The following is a 6,567-nucleotide window of genomic DNA, read 5'->3' as shown; positions in this document are numbered from 1 at the left end:
AAGCCAACGTGAAGCAGGTGGGCGAGCATCTGCGGGCATTGCACAAGGCTGCAGGTGGCCTGCAGTTGTAAGTACGGCTGTACCGGCCCTATCGCCGGCAAGCCAGCTCCCACAAGATCCCCACAGGTCTGAAGGTGGTGGGGTACCTGTGGGAGCTGGCTTGCCGGCGATAGGGCCAGCAGCACCAACACAATCTCTTACAGGTTCTCCTCCGCCTCCGAAGGCAAATCCTCGTCCAGATGCAACCAAGGCAACCGGCTACCCACCCAGATATGCCGGTTGGCCCTGACCCGTTCCGGGTGGTCCAGAGTCGCCACCGTCACATCCACCGTCTCCGGGCTATGTGTAGTCACCAACGCCACGTGCGCCCCACAATGCCCGCAGAAGTACCGGCTGCAACTGGCCGGCGCCACATAGCAGTTCGGCTCGCCCGCAAGCCACCGGAACCCCGAGCGGGGCACGGTGAGCCAGGTCACCACCAGCCCGCCACTGACCCGCCGGCAGATCGAACAATGGCAATGGGCAATGTCTGTCAGGTCGCCCTCCAACCGATAACGCAAGGCGCCACAATGGCAGCCACCCTCGGTCACATCCTGCATCACCTACCTCTCGTCGCCTTTGCTTCGGCGAAAGCTGGCTGAAAGCTTGCCCTCATAGGATAGCCCCCACTACCGGCACAAGACCGGTCAGCCAGGGCACCCGGTAACCACCGCGCCCGGCCCAATCAACAACAACAATGGTGATTCTGATGTATTCCTGTGCCCGACTTTCCGTAGCCCCCCTCCGCATGCTCCCCGCACAGCGCCAAACGCGCTGATCCGCCCGAATCGACGTTCCTTTCGCCGCGCCACGCCTGGAGTATTGCCATGCTGACCTTCCTCGGCTTTGCCATGGTCATCACCTTCATGTACCTGATCATGACCAAGCGCCTGTCGGCCTTGATCGCGCTGATCCTGGTACCGATCCTGTTCGCCCTGTTCGGCGGTTTTTCCGCCAAGATTGGCCCGATGATGCTCGAGGGCATCAGCAAGCTCGCACCTACCGGCGTGATGCTGATGTTCGCCATCCTCTATTTCGCCCTGATGATCGACTCCGGCCTGTTCGACCCGGCCGTGCGCAAGATCCTCAAGCTGGTCAAGGGTGACCCGCTGAAAGTCTCCGTCGGCACCGCAGTACTGGCCCTGGTGGTCTCGCTCGACGGTGACGGCGCCACCACCTACATGATCTGCTGCGCCGCCATGCTGCCGATGTACAGCCGCCTGGGCATGAGCCCGCGGATCATGGCCGGCCTGATCATTCTCGCCGGCGGGGTGATGAACATGACCCCCTGGGGTGGCCCGACCGCCCGCGCCGCCAGCGCCCTGCACGTGGACCCGTCGGACATCTTCGTGCCGATGATCCCGGCCATGCTGTTCGGCGTGCTGGCGATCCTGGCCATCGCCTACATGTACGGCAAGCGCGAACGTGCCCGCCTGGGCGAGTTGCACCTGCCCACCGACGACATCGACCACAGCGAAATCACTGTTTCGCAGTACCCGGACGCGCGCCGGCCAAAACTGCTGTACTTCAACGGCGCCCTGACCGCTGCCCTGATGGTCGCGCTGATTGCCGGCGTGCTGCCGCTGCCAGTGCTGTTCATGATCGCCTTCAGCATCGCCATGATCGTCAACTACCCGTGCCTGCAGCAGCAGAAAGACCGCATCGCCGCCCACGCCGGCAGCGTGTTGGCGGTCACCGGGCTGATCTTTGCCGCCGGCATCTTCACCGGCATCCTGTCGGGCACCGGCATGGTCGACGCCATGTCCAAGAGCCTGCTGTCGGTCATCCCCGAGGCGCTGGGCCCATACCTGGCGGTGATCACCGCGATCGTGAGCATGCCGTTCACCTTCTTCATGTCCAACGACGCGTTCTACTATGGCGTGCTGCCGGTGCTGGCCGAAGCTGCCAGCCACTACGGCATCAGCCCGGTGGAAATGGCCCGTGCGTCGATCGTCGGGCAACCGGTACACCTGCTCAGCCCCTTGGTACCCTCCACCTACCTGCTGGTGGCCCTGGCAGGCATCGAGTTCGGCGATCATCAGCGCTTCACCTTGAAGTGGGCAGTGCTGGTGTGCCTGTGCATAATGCTCGCCGCGCTGCTGATGGGCATTTTCCCGCTGTTCAGTAGTCTTTAATAAACGCGTATTTCCCTAACGCGACGCGCCCTGATCCGGGCGCGTCGCCTTTACCGTTCGAAGGAAAACACATGGAATGGCTGACCAGCCCGGAAATCTGGGTTGCCTTTTTCACCCTTACCGCGCTTGAGATCGTCCTCGGTATCGACAACATCATCATGATCTCGATTCTGGTCAGCCGCATGCCCAAGCACATGCAGCCGCGCACCCGGATCTTCGGTCTGGCCCTGGCCATGGTCACCCGTATCATGCTGCTGCTGTCGATCACCTGGGTCATGCGCCTTACCGCCGACCTGTTCGTGGTCCTGGGCCAGGGCATCTCCGGCCGAGACCTGATCCTGTTCTTTGGTGGCCTGTTCCTGCTGTGGAAAAGCTCGCAAGAGATCTATCACGGCCTGGAAGGCGAGGACGAGAACCCGGAAGAGCCGAAAGGCGCGGGTGGCAAGTTCTTCTATACCATCATCCAGATCGCCATCATCGACATCGTGTTCTCGCTGGACTCGGTGATCACTGCGGTGGGCATGGTGTCCCACGTACCGGTAATGATCGCCGCGATCATCGTCGCCGTGCTGGTGATGATGCTGTGCGCCGGCACCATCAGCGACTTCATCGACAAGCACCCGTCGCTGAAGATGCTCGCACTATCGTTCCTGATCGTGGTCGGTACCGTGCTGATCGCCGAAGCTTTCGACGTGCATGTACCAAAGGGCTACGTCTACTTCGCCATGGCGTTCTCGCTGGCGGTGGAAGCCATCAACATCCGCATGCGCACTGCCTTGGCCCGCAAGAACGGCAAAGAGCATGAACCGGTGAAACTGCGCAAGGACATTCCGGGTCAATAAGATCAGGAAGTGCAGGACACAAAGGGCCCTTCGCTGGGCCCTTTTTCATGCCCGGATTACTGAATTCTGCCATTTGCTGTACTGGCCTCTTCGCGGGCACGCCCGCTCCCACAGGGATATCACAGGCCCTGAGGGTGGTGTGGTATCTGTGGGAGCGGGCGTGCCCGCGAAGAGGCCGGCACAGGCAATCATTCATTTCCAGTGTGTTTCAAATAAATGGCAGCCATGCGAAGCTGGCGACAGCTCCGCAAAACAACTAAAGCTTTGAGTGAGCACTGAAAATTCTTCAAACGCTCACGCTTCGTCTCTTGGCCCTCTGGGCCAATGCAACAGGGGGCCGTCGCCATGCTGACCCTGCTCAACCTGCTCTCGGCCGTTACGCTTCTGGTCTGGGGCACCCACATCGTGCGTACCGGCATCCTTCGGGTATTCGGCTCGAGCCTGCGGCGCATCATCAGCCAGAACATGAGCAAACGCCCGCTGGCGTTCGTCGCAGGCATTCTGGTCACGGCCATGGTGCAAAGCAGCAACGCCACCGCCATGCTCGTCACCTCGTTCGTCGGCCAGGGCCTGATGGCCATGACCCCGGCCTTGGCAATCATGCTCGGCGCCGACGTGGGTACCGCGCTGATGGCCCGGGTGCTGACCCTGGACCTGTCCTGGCTGTCGCCGCTGCTGATCTTCCTGGGTGTTATCTTCTTCCTCTCACGCAAACAGACGAGGGCCGGCCAGCTGGGCAGGGTAGGCATCGGGCTTGGCCTGATCATCCTGGCATTGGAGCTGATCGTGCAGGCAGCTACGCCGATTACCCACGCCCAAGGCGTGAAGGTGCTGTTCGCCTCGCTGACCGGTGACATCATGCTCGACGCCTTGGTCGGCGCTCTGTTCGCCATGATTTCCTATTCCAGCCTGGCGGCCGTGCTGCTCACCGCAACACTGGCCGGTGCCGAAGTGATCAGCCTGCCGGTGGCCATCGGCCTGGTGGTGGGCGCCAACATCGGTAGCGGGCTGCTGGCCTTCATCAGCACCAGCATGCAAAACGCCGCCGGGCGGCGAGTGGCTCTGGGCAGCCTGCTGTACAAGCTGATCGGCCTGCTGCTGATCATTCCCGTGCTGCACCCGCTGGTAAGCTGGATGGACTCACTGAGCTTCAGCCCACAGGAGCTGGTCATCGGCTTCCACCTGCTCTACAACACGCTGCGCTGCCTGATCATGCTGCCCACGGTCAAACCCATGGGCCGGCTGTGCAACACCCTGCTGCCCGAACGGGAAAACGGCAACGGCCAGATTCGCCCGCGCCATCTCGACACCTCGGCGCTGGAAACACCCAGCCTGGCCCTGGCCAACGCCTCCCGCGAAACCCTGCGCCTGGGCGATATCGTCGACAGCCTGCTCGAAGCCATGCTCGGTGCCCTGCGCGGTACCCAGGCAGCCTTGCCGCAGCAGGTTCGCGCCCTCGGCGAGGACGCCGAAGCCTTGTACAGTGCGATCAAGCTGTACCTGGCGCAGATGTCGCGTGAAGACCTCAGCGAACAGGACAACCGCCGCTGGGCAGAAATCATCGAACTGGCGATCAACCTCAAGCTGGCCTGCGACCTGATCGAGCGCATGCTGCGCAAGGTCCAACAGCAGAAAACCAGCCAACGCCGGGAGTTTTCCCAAGTGGGCCTGGAAGAGCTGACCGGCTTGCAGGAACAGCTGCTGGCCAACCTGCGCCTGGGCTTGTCGGTGTTTCTCAGCGCCGACCCGGAAAGCGCCCGCTTGCTGCTGCGGGAAAAACGCCGTTTTCGCGCCCAGGAACGGCGCCTTGCCCACGCCCATGTCAGCCGCTTGCAGCGCAAGGTAGTGCAAAGTATCGAGACCAGTTCGCTACACTTGGAGCTGATCGCCGACATGAAACGGTTGAACTCTTTGTTCTGTAGCAGTGCCTATGTGGTACTGGGCGGCTCGGACACGGGCGGGCTGATGCTCGACAGCGTGCCGGACGAAGCCCGTCTGCCGTGATTTCGCCTACCTGAGGACCCAAGCTCGCCCATGCGTTGCCTGATGTTCGTTTGCCTGCTGATCTGCAGCCTGCCCTCATTCGCCCTCGACCGCTCGCGGGTTGAAGGTTACCTGTTGCCCAACGGCCTGCAGGTCATCCTGAAAAACGGTTATGAACGTGACCATGTGGCGATTCGCCTGGTGGTCGGCGTCGGCCTGGATGACTTCAGTTGTGAGCAGAAAGAGCTGCCGCACCTGCTCGAACACCTGCTGTTCAGCGGCATCGACGAAACTGGCGAGGGCGGCCTGGAAGAGCGCCTGCAATCGCTGGGAGGCGAGTGGAACGCCTACACCAGCAGCGCCGACACCACCTTCGTCATCGAAGCCCCGGCGCGCAACCAGCGCAAAATCCTCGACCTGCTGCTGGCGGTGATCCACGACACCCGCATCGATGCCAAGGCCCTGGCCACCGCCAAGCGCATCATCGAGCGCGAGGATGGCGGCCACTATGGCCACCTGCAGCGCTGGCTCGACCGCCAGGACATCGGCCACCCCGCCAGTGACCAGCTGGCCACCGAGCTGGGCCTGAAATGCCCGGAGCGCTCCAACCTCGACGACATGACCCTGGAGCAGGTGAACACCTTGCGTGACCGCTGGTACGCGGCCAACAACATGACCCTGATCGTGGTCGGCGGCCTCGACCGCCTGCTGCCGGCCTACCTGGAGCGCACCTTTGGCGAACTGCCCGCCACCGAGCCGGAGGAGCGCCGCACCCTGGAAAGCATCGGCCAGCAAGCTGCACAGCGCCGCGACCTGACCCGCGGCTGGCTGGGTGACAGCGTTAAGCTGCACTGGCTGTTCGTCGAGCCGGTGCTGGACAACGACCACCAGGCCACCCTCGACCTGCTGTCGCACTACCTGGACTGGGCGCTGTACGACCAGCTGCGCCTGCGCAACGGGTTGTCCTACGGCCCTTCGGCAAAACGCGAAAGCTTTGGCGACACCGGCCTGCTAAGCCTCAATGCCGACCTGGAGCGCGAGGATATCGACCAGGCGGTCGAGGTGATGCAGAAATTGTTCGACCACCTGCGCAAGGAAGGCCTCGACCCGGATACCTTCGAGCGCATCAAGTACGCCAGCGTCGCCAAGGAAAGCTGGAGCACTCAGGGCAACAGTGCCTTGGCCGACTACTACTGGGGCGCGCTGAACGACTATAGCGACGGGCGCTTCGTCAACCCGGTGCGCAAGCTGCGCCAGGTCAGTCTGGCGCAGGCCAACGAGGCGCTGAAGGAACTGCTCAAGGAAGATGGCTATGTGCGTATCGAGAAACCATTGCTTGGCTATGATGAGCTCTACGGGCTGGTTGCCTTGCTGTTGGGGCTGATCCTGGCAGCGGGGCTGTTGCGCTGGCGTCGGCATGGTCCGGAAAAACCGAGCGGTGCTACACGCGAGCAGTGAAACGACGGTATCCTTTTGCCAGTACCGGTCTCTTCGCGGGCACGCCCGCTCCCACAAAGGTCAGTGACAACCCGGACCCTGTGGGAGCGGGCGCGCCCGCGAAGAGGCCA

General features: G+C 62.5%; 5 protein-coding genes. 4 read left to right on the top strand and 1 reads right to left on the bottom strand.

Annotated elements, in window-relative coordinates; genetic code table 11:
• Positions 1–197: 197 nt before the first annotated feature.
• Entirely contained in the window at positions 198–599 is a 402-nt protein-coding gene (locus RYH74_RS25415) for a GFA family protein (RefSeq protein ID WP_085619023.1), read from the bottom strand.
• Between the two features lie 267 nt (positions 600–866).
• On the opposite strand from RYH74_RS25415, the gene RYH74_RS25410 reads away from it, so the two are divergent.
• From RYH74_RS25410 to RYH74_RS25395, 4 genes are all read left to right on the top strand, one after another.
• Entirely contained in the window at positions 867–2,174 is a 1,308-nt protein-coding gene (locus RYH74_RS25410; protein ID WP_015268498.1) for a CitMHS family transporter, read from the top strand.
• 71 nt (positions 2,175–2,245) lie between these two features.
• Positions 2,246–3,016, top strand: coding sequence for a TerC family protein (locus tag RYH74_RS25405; RefSeq protein ID WP_025337243.1), 771 nt, complete (start codon positions 2,246–2,248; stop codon positions 3,014–3,016).
• A 345-nt stretch (positions 3,017–3,361) separates the two neighbouring features.
• Positions 3,362–5,020: a Na/Pi cotransporter family protein gene (locus RYH74_RS25400; RefSeq protein ID WP_286100816.1), complete on the top strand. Its 1,659-nt coding sequence runs from the start codon at positions 3,362–3,364 to the stop codon at positions 5,018–5,020.
• 30 nt (positions 5,021–5,050) lie between these two features.
• Entirely contained in the window at positions 5,051–6,457 is a 1,407-nt protein-coding gene (locus RYH74_RS25395) for a pitrilysin family protein (RefSeq protein WP_317410517.1), read from the top strand.
• Positions 6,458–6,567: the final 110 nt, after the last annotated feature.

Source organism: Pseudomonas sp. LSJ-87 (assembly GCF_032971465.1).
GTDB classification, from domain to species: Bacteria; Pseudomonadota; Gammaproteobacteria; order Pseudomonadales; family Pseudomonadaceae; genus Aquipseudomonas; species Aquipseudomonas putida_Z.
The sequence above is the reverse complement of the archived record's forward strand: the minus strand, read 5'-3'. Positions and strand labels throughout refer to the sequence as shown.